18 protein-coding genes and 1 pseudogene are annotated in these 21,309 nt (G+C 48.9%); all 19 read left to right on the forward strand.

Annotated elements, in window-relative coordinates; genetic code table 11:
• The first annotated feature begins 106 nt into the window (after positions 1-106).
• A complete protein-coding gene (locus XI25_RS24115) occupies positions 107-1,498 on the forward strand; it encodes an ABC transporter substrate-binding protein (RefSeq protein ID WP_052759743.1) in 1,392 nt (463 codons plus the stop codon).
• Positions 1,499-1,776: 278 nt separating this feature from the next.
• The gene (locus XI25_RS24120; protein WP_235440156.1) at positions 1,777-3,072 is read left to right on the forward strand and encodes an ABC transporter substrate-binding protein; all 1,296 of its coding nucleotides are present in this window, start codon (positions 1,777-1,779) and stop codon (positions 3,070-3,072) included.
• Between the two features lie 106 nt (positions 3,073-3,178).
• Positions 3,179-4,045 carry a carbohydrate ABC transporter permease gene (locus XI25_RS24125; protein ID WP_046680645.1) on the forward strand — a complete coding sequence of 289 codons (867 nt, stop codon included), beginning with the start codon at positions 3,179-3,181 and terminating at the stop codon, positions 4,043-4,045.
• A 53-nt stretch (positions 4,046-4,098) separates the two neighbouring features.
• Positions 4,099-4,932 (forward strand): carbohydrate ABC transporter permease, encoded by an 834-nt coding sequence (locus XI25_RS24130; protein ID WP_046680646.1) that lies wholly within the window; start codon positions 4,099-4,101, stop codon positions 4,930-4,932.
• A 20-nt stretch (positions 4,933-4,952) separates the two neighbouring features.
• Entirely contained in the window at positions 4,953-6,002 is a 1,050-nt protein-coding gene (locus XI25_RS24135; protein ID WP_052759744.1) for an efflux RND transporter periplasmic adaptor subunit, read from the forward strand.
• Positions 6,003-6,166: 164 nt separating this feature from the next.
• A complete protein-coding gene (locus XI25_RS35260) occupies positions 6,167-7,519 on the forward strand; it encodes a hypothetical protein (RefSeq protein WP_235440158.1) in 1,353 nt (450 codons plus the stop codon).
• The gene (locus XI25_RS35265) at positions 7,494-9,089 is read left to right on the forward strand and encodes a hypothetical protein (RefSeq protein WP_235440160.1); all 1,596 of its coding nucleotides are present in this window, start codon (positions 7,494-7,496) and stop codon (positions 9,087-9,089) included. Before XI25_RS35260 ends, XI25_RS35265 begins: the two co-directional genes overlap by 26 nt.
• Positions 9,090-9,259: 170 nt before the next feature.
• Positions 9,260-10,198 (forward strand): TIGR01777 family oxidoreductase, encoded by a 939-nt coding sequence (locus XI25_RS24145; protein ID WP_046680603.1) that lies wholly within the window; start codon positions 9,260-9,262, stop codon positions 10,196-10,198.
• A gap of 98 nt (positions 10,199-10,296) precedes the next feature.
• Positions 10,297-10,800: a CDP-diacylglycerol--glycerol-3-phosphate 3-phosphatidyltransferase gene (gene pgsA, locus XI25_RS24150; protein ID WP_152669213.1), complete on the forward strand. Its 504-nt coding sequence runs from the start codon at positions 10,297-10,299 to the stop codon at positions 10,798-10,800.
• Between the two features lie 95 nt (positions 10,801-10,895).
• Entirely contained in the window at positions 10,896-11,069 is a 174-nt protein-coding gene (locus XI25_RS33815) for a hypothetical protein (RefSeq protein ID WP_200901478.1), read from the forward strand.
• 266 nt (positions 11,070-11,335) lie between these two features.
• Positions 11,336-13,600, forward strand: a complete 2,265-nt coding sequence (locus XI25_RS24155) for a helix-turn-helix domain-containing protein (protein ID WP_235440161.1) — start codon at positions 11,336-11,338, stop codon at positions 13,598-13,600.
• 194 nt (positions 13,601-13,794) lie between these two features.
• Positions 13,795-14,700 carry an ABC transporter permease gene (locus XI25_RS24160; RefSeq protein WP_235440162.1) on the forward strand — a complete coding sequence of 302 codons (906 nt, stop codon included), beginning with the start codon at positions 13,795-13,797 and terminating at the stop codon, positions 14,698-14,700.
• A gap of 15 nt (positions 14,701-14,715) precedes the next feature.
• A pseudogene (locus XI25_RS24165) lies at positions 14,716-15,613 on the forward strand (carbohydrate ABC transporter permease).
• Between the two features lie 46 nt (positions 15,614-15,659).
• On the forward strand, positions 15,660-16,823 hold the full coding sequence (locus XI25_RS24170; protein ID WP_235440169.1) for an extracellular solute-binding protein: 1,164 nt from the start codon (positions 15,660-15,662) through the stop codon (positions 16,821-16,823).
• Entirely contained in the window at positions 16,759-17,322 is a 564-nt protein-coding gene (locus XI25_RS35270) for a hypothetical protein (protein ID WP_235440175.1), read from the forward strand. Before XI25_RS24170 ends, XI25_RS35270 begins: the two co-directional genes overlap by 65 nt.
• Positions 17,323-17,344: 22 nt before the next feature.
• Complete coding sequence (locus XI25_RS24175; protein WP_046680605.1) at positions 17,345-18,655, forward strand: alpha-L-fucosidase; 1,311 nt, start codon at positions 17,345-17,347, stop codon at positions 18,653-18,655.
• Entirely contained in the window at positions 18,652-19,524 is an 873-nt protein-coding gene (locus XI25_RS24180; protein ID WP_046680606.1) for a sugar phosphate isomerase/epimerase family protein, read from the forward strand. The genes XI25_RS24175 and XI25_RS24180 overlap by 4 nt, the downstream gene beginning before the upstream one ends.
• A gap of 247 nt (positions 19,525-19,771) precedes the next feature.
• A complete protein-coding gene (locus XI25_RS24185) occupies positions 19,772-20,287 on the forward strand; it encodes a GNAT family N-acetyltransferase (RefSeq protein ID WP_046680607.1) in 516 nt (171 codons plus the stop codon).
• Between the two features lie 128 nt (positions 20,288-20,415).
• Positions 20,416-21,135 (forward strand): alpha/beta fold hydrolase, encoded by a 720-nt coding sequence (locus tag XI25_RS24190; RefSeq protein ID WP_052759745.1) that lies wholly within the window; start codon positions 20,416-20,418, stop codon positions 21,133-21,135.
• Positions 21,136-21,309 lie beyond the last annotated feature (174 nt).

Here is a 21,309-nt window from a genome sequence, read left to right on the forward strand (position 1 = left end):
TTCAATACAAGTCTATCTAACTCCTCATATATCCCTGTACTACACTTAATGGAGTAACACCGCGGGATGATCGCGGAGAGATCGATTATGGGAAGGAAGAAAAACAATGAAAAAAGCGATGTTCATCCTATTCACGTTTATCATGGTCATTGTCTCTGCTTGCAGTGCCCCTACTGGCGGCAATGAAGGGGGAGCGCAGACGACAGATAGAACCATCAGTAACAGTAACAATCAAGCTAAAGAAGAAGAAGGAATGCCGGTTGATGAAACGAAGGACGGCAAGAAAACCGTTGTTGTATCTCTGCTTGCAGCGGACGATTTCTACCTGCAAGCGAAGCAAAAATACGAAGCCCAGCATCCGAATACGACGATTCAGTTCAAGGAGTTTCCTACTGAGGGGGCAACGATGAGCCCAGCTGAAGTGGAGCGATATGTTAAACAGACCACTACGGAGGTTTTATCAGGTAAGGGAGCGGATTTATATGCTGTTTCGGTTATTCCCCTGCCCATTGAGAAGTATGTCAACAAAAAGGCTTTTGTTAATTTAGAAGAGCTAATAAAGGGGGATAAAACTTTTGATCCCAGCCTGTACGAAATGAATATTATTGAAAATTCCCGAATGAATGACGGTATTTATACCCTTCCTTTAGAGTTTAACTTAGAAGTTTTGTTTGGGGATGCTGCAAATATCGAGAATGCTGGCGTCACCATCGATGATAAGAAGTGGACATGGAGCCATTTTGCAGAAATAAGCAAAGAGTTGGCTAATAAGGGAGAGCATGCCGTCTCCATGGACAATTGGCCCCCGGAACAGCTGTTAAATAACCTTGTATCCGACAATTATGCCAAATTGGTCAATGGGCGGACCGCATCTTTTGACTCCGCGTTATTCATAGATTTGCTTAAGCAAGTGAAATCATTGTATGACGACAATATTATCACGTCGGAAGCCATTGGTGGCTCGCAAAAAACCAATTTCTTATATTCTAGAATCCTCTCCCCTTCGGATTATCTTCTCCGTCTCGGTTTATATTATGATAACGCAAAAATCTATCAGAAGCCGCATTCAGCCGACCAACAATCAGGCGTATCCTTTAGCGTGAACAGAGAGCTAGCGATGAATGCAAATTCTACGGTCAAAGGGGAAGCGTGGAATTTCATGAAGTTCTTAATGTCGGAAGAGATGCAGTCCTTCCCGCAGCTATCTAATATTTCTATAAATAAGGCGGTCAATGATAAAGCTATTAAAGATGTAGTGAAGAAAGGGATTAATGATCCTAAGGCTGGCAAGGTCATTGAAGCAACCGAAGAGAATCTTCAACCATTTAAGGAATTGGTATCTGAGGCTCGTTTAAGAAATTATGGATACGATGACGAACACAACATGTTTTCAAAGATCATCTCCGAGGAAGCAAAAGCATTCTTCACGGGTCAGAAATCTGCCGAAGCCACTGCTGAGCTCATACAGAACCGGATAACGACCTATTTGAATGAATGAGGAGCAGCGGCATCGAGTGGAATGGATCTTGAACAACTTCAATACAAGTCTCTCTAACTCCTCATATATCACCGAACTATACTGATGGAGTGAAGCGCTGGAACGAAGAGTCAGCATTAACGAAAAAGGGAGAATAAACGTGAAAAAATCTATTATTATTTTAATGGCAATTTTGATGGTCATCGTTACTGCGTGCACCAACTCGAGTAATGGCAACGTGGGAGAAACCAATACATCAACAGAGGGGAAAGGGAACGCCTCGGCAGGGAAAGAAGGAAATGGGACAACGCCGTCTAATAACACGCAGAAAAAAAACGATCGTCCTTTCTACCTTTTTTCACGAAGATTTCTTCTTAGAAGCAAAGAAGAGATATGAAGCAAAATACCCTCATATCACAATCGATGTTCAATATGTTGAATCTACGGATGCAGATGGCGAGGCTAAGCTGGAAAAGTACGAGAAAACGATAGGAACGGCACTGCTATCGGGTAAAGGACCTGATCTGATTGAGATGGATCACTTGCCAACCGAGAGTTATGTAAACAAAAAGCTGCTAGTTGATTTGGGCACGATGATGGATAATGACGACACTTTTAATAGGGACGACTATTTCAATAATATTTTGGAAGGAATCAAAGTAAATGGTGGATTATACGGAATGCCAATGGGCTTTTTCGTTTACGCTCTCATTGGCAATGAAACGATGATCGAGAAGAGTGGTGTAAAAGTCGACGACAGCAAGTGGGATTGGAGCCAATTTGCCAACACAACGAAGGAAATTAGCAAGACTGTGGACGGCGGAGCATCGGGGCTAGGTGTAGGTGGATCTGCAGGTATCATTGCAGGGGATTTTAAAATTAGTAAATATGTTAGTGAATTTGTTAACGATCAGTATGCAACGTTTGTAGATCAAGAAAGCGGGAAGGCCAATTTTGAATCCACTGCTTTTATCGATTTGCTTAAGGAAGTAAAACGTTTAGCGGATGAGAAAGTTATTGATCCAGCAGCGAATCATGTTCTTTTTCGAGAAACTCAAATTAACTCCCCCGGCGACTATGTACGTGCGCTGAAGCAGAGTCAATATTACTCGAATAATGCTGATTACAAGTCTAAGCTTTACTTAAGACCGAATGGAAGCGGACAGGAAGCAGGGGGTTATTTTAGAACATATCAAACGGTAGGCCTTAACGCGAAGTCTGAAGTTAAGGAAGAGGCGTGGCACTTCTTGAAATTTATGATATCTGAAGAGATGAAGGATGTAGCAAGCAGTTCGGGATTTCCATTAAATAAAAAGTCCTACGAATCGATTGCCGAAAAGGCATTGGAAAAAGGAAAAGTGGAGTCTGATCAGACGATCGGACCGTTAAAAGGAGTCATATATGACATTACAAAAGAGGATATCGACGACCTGGAAAAGTTTCTGGTCAACGCGAAGCATCCCGTACAATACAAGGAATCTAAAATCAATGAAATCATAACAGAAGAGTCCCACGCTTATTTTACTGGGCAAAAATCGCCCGAAGAGGTGGCAGGGCTTATCCAAAACAGGGTGACCACTGTATTAAACGAATAGGAAAGCAAATAGGGATGAGCCCTGAATAGTTGGTGCAGGGTTCATTCTCTCTTTTTCGAAATGGTGAAGGAGGTACAAGGTGAAAGGCAATCTATTCTGGAGAAAAATGAGGGGCAAGCTGCGTCAAGACTGGACCGTTGCAGCTCTGTTTCTGGCACCAAGCCTGATCGGTTTTTCAATCTTTTATCTCGTTCCGTTCGGCATGGGATTTCTCTATTCGTTTCAGGATAGTACGATCGATGGTTCATTTGTTGGATTTGATAATTACGATACATTGCTTGCGAGTTCTTCCTTCCGCAAGGCAGCGACGAATACGTTTCTGTTCACAAGCGTGAGCGTGCCCCTTATGATCTTGGTGTCATTGTTGCTTGCTCAGTTGTTAAACAAAAAGTTGTTTCTTCGGAATTGGCTGCAAACTGCTTTTGTATTGCCGCTTGTCGTACCCGTAGCATCGATCGTTATGATCTGGCAAATTGTATTTGACTGGAATGGCACCTTAAATGCATGGTTGCAGAACTTCAATGTGGAGCGGATCGATTGGATGAAATCGGAGTGGTCCATTGGTGTGCTGGCCATCGTCTATACGTGGAAAAATATTGGCTACAACATCATATTATTTCTAGCGGGGCTACAGAGCATTCCTAAAGACTACTATGAAACGGCAGATATCGAAGGAGCGGGCAGATTTCATAAATGGTTCCATATTACACTTGTTTATTTGACTCCGACGATGGTTTTTGTTTTTCTGATGTCTATTATTAATTCATTCAAAGTGTTTCGCGAAACATATCTGATTGCAGGCGATTATCCACTTGACCGTATTTATATGTTGCAACATTATATGAACAACATGTTTCTTTCTCTCGATGTTCAGAAACTGACTGCTGCTGCCGTGTTAATGGTAGTCTGCATTCTTATTTTTGTAATGATGATGTTAGCTGTCGAACGTCGTTTCAGGGATTCCATGGAATAGGCAAGGTGGTTGGAGAATTGACTTTCATTCAAAAGCTTACTCTATCGTTAGTTATGGGTGTGCTGGCTTTGATGATGCTGTTACCGATTATGATCACGGTCACCAACTCATTCATGACGGAGGCCGAAATCGAATATAACTATCATCTCATTGGCCAATTGATCAATATTGAAGCAGGGGAAAAGGATGGATTTATTAATGTAAAGCTGCTTCCTGATTGGGTATCTTTCCGTCAATATGCGGAGGTACTGGTTCACAAACCTGTGTTTCTCCAAATGTTTTGGAATTCTGTGTTTATGGTCGTACCTATTATTGTTTTGCAAGTGCTGGTTGCGTCATTAGCTGCCTATGCGTTTGCAAAGCTGAGGTTTCCGGGACGAGACAAGCTGTTCTTTCTATATGTTTTAACGATGCTTATGCCATTTCAGGTGACGCTCGTGCCCAATTATATCATTGCCGATAAGCTGGGGCTTATAAATACAACTTCAGCCATTATATTGCCGGGTATATTCAGTGCTTTCGGCGTATTTATGCTCAGGCAGTTCGTGATGCATATTCCTAATTCTTATATCGAAGCGGCCAAAATAGATGGCGCGGGGCATTTGAGAATTTTTTATCAAATTATTGTCCCGCTTGTTCAGCCCGGTATGGCCGCGCTCGTCGTTCTACTATTCGTTGATCATTGGAATATGGTCGAGCAGCCGCTTATTTTTCTTGAGGATGCATTTAAACAACCGCTGTCGCTGTATTTGTCGCACATTAATAAAGATGCACGTGGCGTCGCCTTTGCTGCATCCGTCTTATATATGACTCCGATGGTGCTTTTGTATTTGTACGCTGAGTCTTATTTTGTACAGGGCATTCAGCTATCAGGAGTTAAAGGTTAGTCTATTACGGGGGGATATGAATGGAAGTGCAACTTGCTAGTAAAACGATATCTGGACGCAAACGGAGGATTCGCATCTTCTTTGGCTTATTTGTGTTGCTACTCGTTGCATTGACGTTGTTTAGCAATACTCTAAAGGCGTTAACGCTCCCCAAGGTTGCAGTTACAACACCGGAAAGAGGGGAATTAAATCACACTTTTCAAGGTATGGGAATTGTGAAGTGGCGAGAGACAGCAGCTTTATCGGGCGCTGCGGGAGGCAAAGTCGAGAAGGTCCATGCCAAGGAAGGCAAAACGGTTAAGAAAGGAGCGGTACTTGTTGTTTACAACCAACGGACGCTCCAGCGTCAGATAGAGGATGAAGAGACGCAATTGAGCCAGTTAATGCTTACGCTAAAGGAGCATCAAAATAGTTATAAGGAAGCTTCGATAAGCGACGATGAGAAAACAATCGTAAAAGCTAAAAACGATATGAAGAGGACCCAAATAGATATCGATGTCCAAAGACGGAAAGTTCAGAGATTGCAGGAGGATTTGCAAGAAAACAGCACACTGATTGCACCTTTTGACGGGATCGTTACGAAGGTTAATGCAGTGGAGGGGCTTGAGTCAAAAGGGGAAGAGTCCGATGTCATTATCGCCAATTCGAAACTCGGCTTTGAGTTTGAGTTTACGGCTCCAGCGACATTAATTGATGATCTGGAAAAAGGAGCAAGACTGAATGTTCGATTAGGAGGCAGTAATGCCAGACAAGTCGAGGGGAGCATTGAGGATATTAAAGATATCGAACAACAACCGCTTAGTGAACCAGAAAACGGTGGAAACACACCTGCTTACACAACACCTATGAAGCAACTGGTTATTGCTATTGAGGATAAGGAGCTAAAGGGCGGAGAGCCGGCAGAGACCCAGTTGACCAAAACGGTGAATGATTTGATCCTAGTACCGAATGAAGCTATCCACAAAGAAGGAGACAAATCGTACGTATTGGGTGTCGAGGAAAGAAACGGACCGCTAGGCAACAGCTTTGTTGTTAAAAAAAACCTATATTACGATCATGGATTCGAATGAAAACCAATCGGCAGTAGACGGTTTAATGGAGCATCAGCCGATCATTGTTGAGAGCAGTGCTCCGCTGCAAGAAGGCGATAAGATTCGATTGCATTAAATTCCCAAATTAGACAGAAAAAAAATTACTCGAATATAGATTTTATTTTTTACCGGGAGGTTCATTTATGTACAGGCCAAAAAAGATATGCATGACCATGATGCTCAGCGCTGCGGTGTTGAGTCCATTCGTTGCCATGGATACATATGGGGCATCCGCAGCTAATTCGTCCGTTTCCAAATCTGCTGCAGCCGCTTCTATGTTCACACTGGATAAACTCGGCTCGGTCACATTGAAGCAGAACGTCAGCGTGAAGCTGACGGGAATGGATATGATTACCGAGCCCGACGGCAATATTCTGGTATACACGCTTCGTTACAGTAACCGTAGCAACAGTAGAATAGATCTGATCGATTATTTCTCCAAGGTTTCCATGCCGAGTGGCGCCATCGTAAAAGGAAAAGCAGTTACGAGTGATGCCGGTAAAAGAACGTTGCATGCGAATAGCAGTCAATCCGCGACGTACTATGCGAATATTGGAAAATCGTCACAGGTAAACGGAATTAAGGTTTCCATGTTCGGATGGGATTTTAGCAGCCCCACTTATGAAAAAAGACTGGGAGGTTTCACGATTCCTGCCCGTTATTCATCTGTAGTTCCTGTAGGCAAGAGCAAGAAGATTAAGATGAATGATTTTTCAGTTACGGCTAAGGCAGATACCGCGCAGAGGTATAAAATCAATGGGAAAGTATATATAAAACTGGGGATGAAGCTCTCGAATGGAGGAACCACGGCACTTAGCGATCCCGGTTATAAAGCATTTCTAAAATCGGCCGGCGGCTCGGTATTCGAGCTCTTGCCCGATTCGGCCAGCACCAGCTACAAGCTCCAGCCTCAGGAGAGCAGAATCATCTATTATTGGACAGAGGTTCCTTCCACGATGAAGACGAATGGCATGACATTGCAGCTCGCGCTAGAAGACAAAGATTTGAAAATGAATCTTCCGGTGCAATCGTTCAAACTTCCTGCGGCAGCTTCCGACAATGCTGTTGCTAAAGGCAAAAGCGCAAAGATTATGATGAAACAGCTGCCTGTTACGGTCAAGGCGGAAAGTTTGCAACGAATGAAAGATAATGGGAAAGTGTATATGAAGGTCGGGGTTAATCTCGCAAACGGAGGAAAGAGGATACTAAGCGATCCTGGGTTTAAAGCACATCTGAAGTCAGTCGGCGGCTCGGTAATCGATCTTGAGCCTGAGGATGATACAGGAGGAAGCTTCAGGATTCAGCCAGGGCAGAAGAGAACGATATACTATCTGGCCGAGGTGCCTTCCAATCTGAAAACAGACAAGTTGACGATGCAATTCACGCAGGAAGACGAAGGTTTGAAAATGACGCTCCCGGTAAAAACCTTCAAGCTTCCTGCCGTTAGCGCTGACGTGCCTGCGGCTGATAATGCCGTCAAAAAAAATATCCATTAATCACAGTACGATTGAAACGCAATTGAAAAGTGCTTCCGTATTTGCTGAGAACGATACCGGGAAATGGAGCCTTCAATTCCGCGTTAAAAATCTCGGCGAAAAATCATTAAAGCTGCCAGCTTATGAGCTTTCCATCCGAACTGCTGAGGGTTACAGCATACCGGTAAATGCGAAGGCGTTTGAGAATGTTACGTTGAAGCCGCTGGAGGAGAAACTTATTGATCTCGAGGCAGATGTACCTTTGAACATGAAACAGAATATGCTGCAGTTGCAATTAATGGAGCCTGCTATGGAAGGGAAGGTCCGTTTCCCGACGGCCTATTATAAAATTCCTTATGCTCAAGAAGGTAAGAGCCATCTGGGCTTAGAGAACATCATTGAGAATAGTCATGGAAAATTCGGCGTAAAGCTAAGCTTGTATCAACGGCTGCCTTGGGGAGACGGCGATCAAATTGCCGCCCGGATCAGCATTCGTAACACCAAAGACTCGGCCGTACAGCTGCCTGAACTTAAAGCCATGGTTAAGGCCGGTATGCGAGATTTGAGCAGTACGGCTCAAATCGTGGTGCCAACGGATCAAACGACCCTGGCGCCAAATGAAACAGTTGAGATGTATGTGCTTGCCAAGGTACCATATTCCTACAATTTTAATCAATTACGAATTGAGCTGCAGGAAGTATCTGAAGAAAAGGTCACGAAATTTCTGTCGCTCAAAACCAACGCGCTCAACAATGTAATGAATCAGGTTGCTGCAGGCGAATCATATCGTATCTCTACTCCAGGCAAGAAAGCGGAAATCCGTGAACGCATGTCTACGGTTTACCGGGGAAACAGCTCCAATTTGATGTATACGGAACTGGAGATGACCAGTCAGGAAACACGTTACTCCAGGCAGGCGCAGCTGGTGGCGTACTACAAAACACCGGACAACGAGTATTTTGAAGCAGAAATCAATCAATCGGCCGACAAGACAAGTCCGAATGGAAAAAATCTGGTTACGGTTTGGAGCAAGCTTCCGCTGAATGTGAATACTTCAGAACTTGTACTGTATATCGGCGAAGGTGTGTCTAACGGAAAACTGACAGCTTTGGGGGAAGAATCAACAGGATCGATCAATACCATGGGATTAGCCTTAAGGCCTAGAGCTATAGATCCGGCAGCGAGTTTAGGAAATGTGGAATTGTTCCCGTACAGACTCTCCATAACGAGAGGGGAAGCTGAGCTTAGCAAAGGGAAGGATAGGCTTGATACCGTCATTCATTATAACCTCTCCAGAGATGGCGATTACGAGACAGGCGAATATGAACACAAGCTCATCATGGAGATTATTGACCCGACCGGACAATCCACGGAGAAGACATTAACCCTCGGCACCGATTTGACCATCGGCAGCAATAAATCATACTCCATTACATTGAATAACAACTTCGGCAAAAATGTAAGCGGAGGGGCTGTTCGCATCAATCTGTATGATGAGTTCCAGGGGCGGAGAATGCTGCTCGGAAGTCAGTCGTATCCAATTATTTATGAAGAGATCCCAAGCGAAGGAACTGACAAGGCGAACGATTAAAGGATGAGCGGCACATATACCTTTTACAACAACCCCGAAATAAAATTCGGGGTTGTTTTTTTTACATATGACGGATTAGACTCCCTCCTGCCCCCGTCCCTGACGACGGTGTTTCGTCCCATGGGCAAGGCATAAGCTATTTACTTTAATTGAAGATTATGGTAAGTCTAATGCAGAGAGGTGGGGTAGACAGATGCGGAAAAAAAGTCGTGCTTTCCGGCGGGACCGGATTCATTGGCCGTTTTTTGGAGAAGAGGTTTTCGGAGATGGGCTATGAGGTTCGGATCATTTCAAGGCAGGAAGGACATGTTTCGTGGAATGACCGGGATGGGATCATTCAGGCTTTGGAAAATGCCGAGATGCTGATCAATCTGGCGGGCAAGTCGGTGGACTGCCGGTACAATGACAGGAATAAGCGGGAAATTCTCCGTTCCAGAACCGAGACGACCGAAATGTTGGGAGAGGCCGTGCAGGCGTGCCGCAATCCCCCATCGTTATGGATCAATTCCAGCACGGCAACGATTTACAGACATGCCGAGGACCGCCCTATGACCGAAGATGCCGGAGAAATTGGAAGCGGATTCAGTGTGAATGTAGCCGAAGCGTGGGAGAAAGCATTTTTCTCTTTTCCATTGAAGGAAACGAGACAAGCCGCTTTGCGAATCGCCATCGTCCTTGGACCGGGCGGCGGCGTGATGACTCCCTTTACTAATCTTGTGCGGTTCGGGCTGGGAGGACCCCAAGGACCGGGAACCCAAATGTTCAGCTGGATCCATATCGAGGATATTTTGGGCATCATCCTTTTTCTTAGAGACCGGGAAGACCTGAGCGGGGTGTTTAACTGCTCTTCTCCGCATCCGATCACGAACCGGGAGCTGATGCGCCAGCTCCGCAAAGCGATGAATGTGAGAATGGGACTTCCCTCCCCGCGATGGATGCTTGAGATGGGGGCCATCATGATTCAAACGGAAACCGAGCTGATCTTGAAGAGCCGATGGGTAATTCCCGAAAGGTTGGAACAGTCGGGTTACCGTTTTCAATACGGGACGTTGGAGCAGGCCTTGGATCATATTATTCATACGAAAGCCGGTGGGACCCGGAGATCATAAGGAGGGAAGAGGAGTGAATCTGGCCAATAAAATTACGCTGCTGCGGATCGCTATCATACCGTTATTCATTTTGTTTTTTTTCGGATTATCCGTTGTGGATGGCAGACCGGCACCCGTTTTTTCAGTTCATCCAAAATTATGGCGTGTATATCGCGGCTTTCCTGTTTGCCGCTGCCGCCGCTACGGATAAGCTGGACGGCTACATCGCGAGGAAATATAACCAGATTACGAATCTGGGCAAGCTTCTTGACCCCTTGGCGGATAAGCTGCTCATATCGGCGGCGCTGATCCTGATGGTGCAGCACGAAATGATCCCCACGTGGATGGCTATGGTGATCATCGGGCGGGAAATCGTTATTACGGGTTTCCGATTGGTAGCCGCGTCACAGCAAATCGCTCTTGCAGCTGACCGATACGGCAAGTGGAAAATGGTTCTGCAGGTAACCGGCATATGTGCGGTACTCCTACATAATTATCCTTTTCAATGGTTCACCGGCATTCCGGTCGATGACATACTGATGATATCTGCGGTGGTTATAACCATCTATTCCGGCATCAATTACTTGATAGTCAATTATAAGCTGCTAAAGCTTACAGGATAAATTGGGGGAGAGCAACGGAAGCGGCAGGCGAACTGGATAAGCGCTGGTGAAGCCGCACACAAGGAAAAATGAGTATTGAAAGCGGGGATGGGCGTATGGATTTTTTCTTTTTTGTGATCGTGCTGGTCGGGTTCTTTGGAGTTATCGGCAACCAGTATTCCGGCTTGAGAAAGATGGAACAGCTGCAGCAAACCTTGAACGAGATCAACCAAGGCATTAAAGACATGAACGGCAGAGGGCCTACGGATAGCCATAGGGGTAAAGAGTAATAGGGCATGTGGCTAGACTTGCCAGGACTTGGTTGAATTGGCGAAGCGGATCGGCACGCAAAGAAATAAGGAGGTGTTACGGGGCATAACAACACAGGGCCTGCAGCCGGATGGTTCATCCGTCCCGAGCAGGTCTTTTTCTCGTCAAAATGGACGTCTTGCGGTATAATGACGGCATTAAAGCAACTTAGCGGATTAAAGCCGAGGCAAAGAGAGAAAAGGAGGTTTATTCTTGAAGGATACATCTGGCGGGAGCGCAAAACTGCTTGTACGTTTTTTTTCTTCCTTATGCGATGATTTTGTTCGGTTCGCTGCTGGTAGGTTGGTTTGCTTACGCCAAAACCTCCGATCTGGTTGAAAGCGAAACCATCAATAGCAGCACGGCCGTACTGGGACAAATTCGCGAGGCGCTCGATCGGCGGCTTGCGGAAATCGAGACGATTGCCAGGCAATTGGCCAGCGAGCCCAAGGTACAGTCATTTCAATTCGTGAAGCAGCCCTTTGGCGGTACCCATCCGTACAGCTTGTGGGATCTGGAGAAAAGCCTGTTTGATTACCGGATGTCGAATCATTTTATCGTTGATTACTATATAGCGTTCAAGAACAGCGGGATGTTCATTTCGCCGCGCAAGGTATATACCATGAAGCAGTTTTACGATCTCCAGCTTCATTTTGACGACTTGACGTTCGAACAATGGCGAAGCCGGTTGTTTGATAAGTACCACTATAAAACGTATATGCCCGGAACCTCCGTTACTTACGAAGGCAAGCCATATTCCGTTGTCAGCCTGATGCACTCTTTCGGAAACAAAGACAGCGGCGGCGTGATTACCGTTCTGATCAACAACGAACAAATCCGGGGAATGCTTCGGAACATCGACTCCGAAAAAGGCGGATTCGCCTATATTGCCGATGCCAACGGCAACCTGATCAGCCACGTCGGGCTGGATGAACCTTCGATCGACTTGAAAGCGCTTACCAAAAATAGGGGCCTCTCCCAAATTCAATGGAACGGACAGGACATGCTGATCACCGAAACGAGGTCCGCTTATAACGGATGGACCTATGTATCGGCTCAACCGAAAGCGGTCGTATTGGAAAAAGCCTACTACATCAAAGAATTGACGCTGACCATCTTTCTGATTGCCCTGATCCTGGGACTGGGGATCGCCGCCTTTTTTGCTTACCGCAGCAGCCGTCCGTTCCTGAAGCTGATTCAGATGCTGCCGGTTTCGCGTTCCGAAGAGAATGCCCGGCCGTTTGGAAATACGGTCGATTATATCCGACACACGGTTTCCGACCTGATCCAAAGGCACGATGCGCTGAAAGAAAGGCTGGAAGAGCAGCTGCCGCTGATGCGCAGCGTCTTCCTGGACAGGCTGCTGAAGGGGGCGTTTACCTCCGTCCGGGATGTCGAGGCGGCAATGGAGCATTCACGGGTCAGTCTCAACGGGTCCCAATATGCCGTGGTGATTGTCAGGCTCCGCGGGTACCATGCCCCTTACAATGAGGAAATGCTGACCGAGCTGGACATTGTGAAGCTGGGGATTCGCGACCGGATCGCGGAGCTCTTCGATCCCTCCGTTATCGTCCATGATCTTGGCGAAAATTTGCTGGCGCTTATCCTGCAGGGCGACGAACGGGAGTCCGGTGAATTTATGCTGAGGATAAGGCCGCAGCTCCGGGAGATGTTCGACAGCCTCACCGGGGAGACCGGAGCTGGGTTGTACATGGCCGTCGGCGGCCCGAGAACCCGCTTGACCGAGCTTTACAGGTCGTTCGGGGAAGCGAAATTCGTTCTTCTTCATGCCCGATGGGATGGACAGAATCTGATTCGCTTTCACGAGGATATGGAAATGACGGTGCCGAGCTATTTTTACCCGTCCGATGTGGAGGTACGGCTGATCCAGCTTGTGAAGTCGGGAAATCCGGCCGAAACCGAACGGTTGCTGCAGGATGTGCGGACGAAGAATGGCGGAGAACGGCGCTTGCCCGTCGTTGTGGAAAGGCTGTTTGCCCAAGAGCTTTGCGGGACGCTGATCAAATGCTGCGAGCAGGCCACGGCCAGCGAGATGTCGGAAGAGGTGGGAACGGCGTTAAAGGCTTCCGATCCGTCGCTCCCGCCGGCGCAGGCGGTAGATATGCTGTGTGCCTCGTTCATGAATTTGTGCTTGAAGAACGCGGAACGGAAAAAGAGCCACAACGACAATTTAACGAATCGCCTGATTACGTATATAAGCGAGCACTATGCCGAGCCGGATTTAAGCCTGACGGTGCTCGCCCGGGAGGCGCGCACCTCCGAAGCGTACGTATCTTATTTCTTCAAGGAGCAAACGGGTCTCAACTTCTCCGATTACCTCGAAAACATCCGGATGATGGAGGCCAAGCATATGCTTGAATGCAGCGCGAAGCCGGTCAGCGAAATAGCCGCCGCCGTGGGATACCTGTCCCTCAATACATTCAGCCGGGCGTTCAAGCGGGCAAACGGGATCAGCGCAACGGAATACAGGCGGCTTCATCAGGCGGTGTAAAGCGGTCTAGCTTCTTTGAACGTGCGTTGATAGACGTTATTCTTAAAAAATGTTAAACGTCTGAATGCGGAATAATCGGAATTCTAAAGAACGGAATAACGTTTAAAACGGGAAGATTTACAGGGAAAAACGCTTCCATCTATACTTCAATCACCGGGCCGGGAATTCAATTCAGATTGGGGTGATCGATGCTGATGGGTTGGAAGGATATCAGAAAAGGCTGGCAGCTTTATTTACTATTCTTGTTGCCGCTGCTGTACATCATTATTTTCAAGTACGTACCCATGTACGGGGCCCAAATCGCTTTTAAGGATTTTAACGTAACGAAAGGAATCGGGGGCAGCGAGTGGGCGGGACTAAAGCATTTCGAAAGGTTTTTCCACTCGCACGAGTTTTGGAGGCTGCTGGGAAACACGCTTTCCATCAGCTTTTACACACTGATTGCAAGCTTCCCATTTCCGATCCTGCTGGCGCTGGGACTGAACTATGCCGGCAATGAGCGGTTCAAAAAAACGGTTCAAATGGTCACCTACGCGCCGTACTTCATTTCTTTGGTCGTATTGGTGGGGCTGCTGCTGCAGTTCCTGGACCCCAGAACGGGCCTGATCAACACGGTCCTCGGCTGGTTCGGCATCGGACCGTTTCACTTCATGGCCGAAGCATCGTGGTTCCAGTCTATTTACGTATGGTCTCACGTGTGGCAGAACGTAGGATTTTCCTGCATCATCTTTTTGGCAACGCTTTCGGGAATCGATCCGGCTCTGCACGAAGCGGCGGTCATCGACGGGGCGAACAAGGTGCAGCGGATGCGGCATATCGATCTGCCGGGCATTATGCCCATTGCCGTCATTCTTCTTATCCTGAATACGGGGCAAATGCTGGAAACCGGTTTTGAAAAAATCCTGCTGATGCAGAACTCGCTGAATCTGCGCTCGTCCGAGGTGATCGATACCTACGTATATAAGGTCGGACTGGTATCGCAGGCCATGAATTTTTCGTATGCGACGGCGATCGGATTGTTCAAGGCCGTGATCGGATTTATCCTGCTGCTCGTCGTGAATCAGACAGCCAAGAAATTGAAGCAGGAAAGCTTATGGTAGGAGGTGGCGTTCATCATGCATTCAAAGGCAATCAAGGAATCCGGCGCTGACCGCCTGTTCACGATCTTCAACTATGTCATGCTGTCGCTGGTCCTGATTATCGTGCTCTATCCGCTTATCTATGTTGTAAGCGCTTCATTCAGTTCGAGCAGCGCAGTGCTTTCCGGCAGGGTGTGGCTTTGGCCGGTTGAGCCGACGCTGGACGGGTATAAAGCGGTATTCAAAAAACGCGATGGTCATCAAAGGCTTCATGAACACGGTCTTTTACACGCTGGCCGGTACGGCGATCAATCTGATCCTTACGGTCATGGCGGCATACCCCCTTTCACGAAAGGATTTTAAGGGCCGGAATGCGTTCATGCTGCTGTTTGTGTTCACCATGCTGTTTAACGGCGGTTTGATTCCGACGTACCTGATCGTCAAGGACCTCGGCATGATCGATACCGTGTGGTCCATGCTGGTTCCTGCGGCGCTCTCTGTCTGGAACGTCATCATTATGAGAACCTACTTTCAGACGACGATTCCGAATGAGCTTCTAGAGGCTTCGCAGCTGGACGGCTGCAGCGATTTCCGCTTCTTGAGAAGCATCGTTCTGCCTTTGTCCGGCCCGATTCTGGCGGTCATCGCCTTGTTTTACGCGGTCGGGCATTGGAATCAGTACTTCAACGCCATGATTTATCTGAAACGTGCCGATTTGTATCCGCTGCAGTTGGTGCTGCGCGACATCCTCGTTCAGAACGAGGTGAACATCGATATGCTCGGCGACGCCAAAACCGCGGCCGCCCGGCAGGGCTTGCGCGAGCTGCTTAAATATTCGCTCATCGTGGTGACGTCGGTTCCGCTGCTCGTCGTGTATCCGTTTCTCCAAAAGTTTTTCGTCAAAGGCGTCATGATCGGTTCCATTAAAGGTTGATTACTTACTTACGAACATTAAGGGAGGGTCATTATGAAAAAAAAGAATGAAAGTTGCGTTCAGCGTTTTGACGGCGTTCAGCTTGCTGCTTGCCGGCTGCTCCGGAGGCACGGGTAAAGCGGAAACGGACAAGGAGAAGGAAGGGGCAGCCCAAACCGTTCAGCTGACGGAACCGGGAACGTATCCGCTCGTCAAGGAGAAGACCACCTTAAAGGTCATGGTAAGAGGGAATCCGCTGGTCGAGAATTTTGCCACGAACGAGTTTACGAAGTGGTACGAAGAGAAGACGAACGTCCATATCGAATGGGAGGTCGTGCCCGAGCAGAGCATGCAGGAGAAGCTGAACCTTGTCCTGGCCAGCGAAGATTATCCCGACGTCATCATGGGGCTGAACATTTCTCCGACCCAGCAAATGATCTACGGCACGCAGGGTGCTTTTATCCCGCTGAACGATTTGATTGAGAAGCAGGGCGTACAGACGAAAAAGCTGTTCGAGGAGAATCCGGAGATTAAATCGACGATCACGGCTCTCGACGGAAATATTTACGCTTTGCCCGAAGTCAATGACTGCTATCACTGCTCCATGAGCCAGAAAATGTGGATCTATGAACCATGGCTCAAAAAGCTGAATCTCGACATGCCGACGACGACCGACGAGTTATACAGCGTGCTGAAGGCTTTCAAGGAAAAGGATCCGAACGGGAACGGCAAACAGGACGAAATTCCGCTGTCGATTACGCAAAAATCGTGGAGATCCTCGCTTGACGCTTTCCTGATGAACTCGTTTATTTATAACCCGGTTTACGGGTCCAGCTACAAACATATGTATGTTAAGGACGGCAAGGTCGATGTGGCATACAACAAACCGGAGTGGAAGGAAGGGCTTCGCTATCTGAACAAGCTGTACAAGGAAGGCCTGATTTCGCCGGAATCCTTCACCCAGGATGAGAATCAGCTGATCCAGATCGGCGAAAATCCGGATACCGTCATCCTTGGCGCTTCCACCGGCGGACACCAGGGCGTCTTTACCCAACTGCTCGGGGAAAGCGGCCGCTGGGCCGAGTATAAAGCGGTACCGCCGCTCAAGGGACCGGAAGGCGCGCAATATGCGGCCAACGATACAACGGCTCTGACGCCCGGATCGTTTGTCATTACCAAAAAAAGCGGAAAATCCGGAACTTGCGCTCCGCTGGGCGGATGGCCTCTATGAGCAAGAGCATACTCTGCGCAGCGTGTACGGGCGTCCCGACCAGGAATGGCGCAAAGCCAAGGAGGGCGAAAAGGGAATTAACGGCGAACCTGCCGTGTGGTCCGAGCTTAAATCCTTCGGAACGGTCCAAAACGTAAACTGGGCGCAAACCGGCCCGAGCAACCGCACGAATGAATTCCGTCTGAGCGCCGTTGCAAAAGGCGACGACGATTTGGAGGTCATTCTGTACAACGAGACGAAGAATAAATATGAGCCCTATGCGCCGAAGGACGTCAGCACCGTGCCGCCGTTGTTCCTGACCAACGAGCAGGCCTCCGAGGTGGCGGATCTCTCCAAAACCTTGAACGATTACGTGGATGAAATGATCGCCCGGTTCGTGATCGGGGACGCCGATCTCGACGGCGAATGGGACGGTTACGTGCAGCAGCTGGAAGCGATGAATCTGGCTCGCTACCTGGAAATTTACCAGAAAGCGTACGACGACAACAGCAAGTCATAATACGGGGAGGAATACGTAAAACATGAATCCGAGATTTGAAAGAACCGCTGCGCTGATGAAGGACCGCTTTGGCCTGTTTATCCACTGGGGGCTTTACGCTATCCCGGCAAGAGGGGAATGGGTGCGGAGTTTTGAGCGGATATCCAATGAACAGTACCAGCCCTATTTTGACGAGTTTGATCCATCCCGCTACGACCCGCGCTCCTGGGCCAAGGCAGCCAAGGCGGCGGGCCAGAAATACGCGGTCATGACGACCAAGCACCACGACGGGTTCTGCCTGTTTGACAGCAAGCTGACGGAATACAAAGTGACGAATACGCCGGCAGGCAGGGATCTGATCCGGGAGTACGTGGATGCTTTCCGGGCAGAAGGCATAAAAGTCGGTTTTTATTACTCGCTGATCGATTGGTATCATGACGATTATCCGGCATACAACGACCGTATCCACCCGATGCGCGGCGTCGAGGCTTTCAAGGACAAAGAAAGGGACTTTAACCGCTATCTGGACTATATGCATGGCCAAGTTAAGGAGCTGCTGACGAACTACGGAAAAATCGACATTATGTGGTTCGATTTCTCCTATGACGATATGACGGGGGAAGTCTGGCGTGCCACGGAGTTGATCGAAACCATCCGTTCGCTTCAGCCGGATATCGTCATCGACAACCGCCTTGGAGGCAACATCATGGCGGCCGAGCCGGAAGTGTATGCCGGGGACTTTTATTCGCCGGAGCAGATCATTCCTCCGCGCGGAATCGTCAATGAGCTTGGGGAGCCGATTCCGTGGGAAGCCTGCATCACGCTGAACGGCAACTGGGGCTATCACGCGACGGACAAAGCCTATAAGTCGCCCCGTCAGGTTGTCCGGGCACTGGTGGAATGCGTCAGCAAGAACGGGAACCTGCTGCTGAACGTGGGGCCGGACGCGGAAGGCGAAATTCCGGCGGAATCGCTGGACATTCTCGACAAGGTCGGCGAATGGCTGCGTCGGAACGGCGAGAGCATTTACGGCTGCGGCATGGCCGAACTCGACAAGCCGGAATGGGGCCGCTATACGCAGCGGGGCAATAAGCTGTATGCCCACGTGTTCGACCGCGGCATCGGCCCGATCTATTTCCAGGGATTGAAAGGCCGGATCAAGAAGGCACGCCTGCTCTCGGACGGAAGCGAGCTGAAGGTGGAAACGCCTTGGATGGCGGAGCAGTATTCCGATACGGGCACGGGGGCGTTTATCCATCTTGCAGGCGGCGAGCTGCCGGACGAGATCGATACGGTCATTGAGCTGGAGCTGTTCGAAACCGAGGCTGCGGCGGAAGAAGGAGTGACGCCATGAGATTCGGGGTCAGCACATACAGTCTGTTGAATGCGATCAAGGCCGGTGAAATGACCGTTCTGGACGTGATCGACTGGATTGCCGAAAACGGCGGGGAGCATATGGAGATCGTCCCTTACGGCTTTACGCTGGAGGATCAGCCGGAGCTGGCCGACGCCGTGCGCGAGCATGCGGCCAAGGCCGGCATCGGGTTATCCAACTATTCGATGCCCGCGAATTTCGTCCAGGATAGCGAGGAAGCGTTCGAAGCGGAGATGGAGCGGGTCAAGCGGCACGTGGATACGGTGCACCGCCTCGGCATGAAGCATATGCGGCATGATGTAACCGCTTTTACTCTGCCTCCGGAGAAGCGGGGCATCGATTATCTGGAGGATAATCTCGCTCAAATCGTGGAAGGCTGCCGCAGGATTGCCGATTATGCGGCTGCCTTCGGCATTACGACTACGATCGAGAACCACGGCATGAGCGTGCAGGCCAGCGACCGGGTACAGCGCGTGCTTAGGGCGGTGGACCGCCCGAACTTTAAAACGACCCTGGATATCGGCAATTTTCTCTGCGTGGATGAACAACCGCTGGTTGGCGTCAAGCGGAATCTGCCGTATGCGTCCCTGATTCACGTCAAGGATTTCTACATTCGTCCGTTCGATCAAAATCCCGGAGGAGGGGAATGGTTCCTTACTTCCCACGGCAATTACCTGCGGGGATCCATCTTCGGCCAAGGCGACATCGATGTGAGGCGGGTGCTGAAGCTGATCAAGGATTCGGGGTATGACGGAGATATTACGCTCGAATTCGAAGGCATGGAAGAATGCCGGGAAGGCACGCGTCTGGGATTGGAGAATCTGAAACGTCTTTGGAACGAAGCCTAATGCTTAAGAGATAAGCCATATAGCGAGCGGGGCTTGTCCCAGAAGTAGATTTTTCTTCTGCGGGACTTGCAGCGTTTTACAACAACAAAAAAAAGGGGGTTGTCCTTGGTCAATGGACCTTTTGGGACAGCCCCGTTATTTTTTTGGATAGAAGAGTGAATTTTTTGAGCGGCATGGTTCGGGGCGTTCCCGGCTTTTTTTCATGTATAATAAGGGAAAATTCAAATACGACCAAGGGGGAACGTCAATGGATCATTTATTCAACATTGCGGAAAAAGTCTCATTGGACACAAATGCTTTGCAGCAGCTTGCGGATCTGTTGATTCGCGTCGTGGAGGAGGGAGCCTCGATTGGCTTTTTGGCTCCCGTCAGCCCGGAAGAAGCGGCCGGATACTGGGAAAAGGTTATCGAGCCGGGCGTTATCCTTCTTACAGCCGAACAAGAGGGAACGATCGTTGGAACGGTTCAGCTTCATCCGGCCATGAAACGCAATGCCGCCCACCGGGCGGAGATTGCGAAGCTGATGGTGGATCCGGGGCGGCGTAGACAGGGGATAGCTTTGCAGTTGATGCGGGCTGCCGAACGGAAGGCAGCCGAATTGGGCCGCACCCTGCTCATCCTGGATACCAGAGCTGGCGATCCCTCGAATAAACTGTATTTGTCCATGGGATACGTGGAAGCCGGTCGCATCCCGCAATTTGCGAGATCCTCTAACGGCGGCCTGGACGATACGGTCATCTATTATAAACTTCTTGCCGAATGAGTGGGGAACCAAACGCAAGCCGGCCGGACAATAGAAGGAGCGATTGATCTTGGGACGATATAAACTCTACGGAGACTCTCCGTATCGGATTATTCTGCTTCACGGCGGTCCGGGCGCAAGCGGGCGAGATGTCGCCCGTTGCGGAACGGCTTTCCATAACCGCAGGAGCCATTGAGCCTTTTCAGGGCAAAAACACGATCGATGAGCTTATTTGCGAGCTCCATGAGGTGATTCAGGAGGCCGCCTGTTCACCCGTATATCTGGTGGGTTATTCTTGGGGGGCTTGGCTGGGGTACATGTACGCTGCACGTTACCCCGATAAGGTAAAGAAACTGATATTGGTCAGCAGCGGACCGTTCGAGAAAGAATACGTCTCACGGATTATGGCGGCAAGAAAAGATAGAATGAGCGAAAAAGATTCGGTGTTGTTTGATGTCCTAACGTCAAAGCTAACTACTTCGGGACCCGATTCCGATTCGGTGCTCTTGCAGTTCGGAGAGCTGATGTCCCGGCTTGACAGCTGGGACCCTGAGAAAACAGAGGGGAACCATGTAACGGTTGACTTTGGACAGCATAGACAGATCTGGGAGGAAGCCAGCCGGCTGCGGGAAAACGGACAGCTGTTAAAATTGGCTGCTGAAATCCCTTGTCCCGTCACAGCCATACACGGAATCGAGGATCCGCATCCTTATGAAGGAGTGGTTAAGCCTTTGTCCCGCTTATTGAGGCGTTTCCATTTCATTCGTCTCGAACAATGCGGACATACGCCTTGGATCGAAAAAGAAGCGAAGGAGGTATTTTATTCGGTCCTGCTCCAGGAGCTTGATCTTGAACTTCGGGGCAAATAACGATGGGACAGGCCAAGCTGGTGGAAGAGCCTGAACATATCATTTCAAATGGGGATAAAGAAACGGCTGCTCATGCGAGCAGCCCTTTTTCATGCGCATCCATAAATTGCCACTCATGAAATTTTAACGGGAACGAGTGCAAAAATAGGTTTGCCCTATTAAAATAGGCGATAT

The organism is Paenibacillus sp. DMB20, from assembly GCF_000987955.1.
GTDB lineage: Bacteria > Bacillota > Bacilli > Paenibacillales > Paenibacillaceae > Paenibacillus_AQ.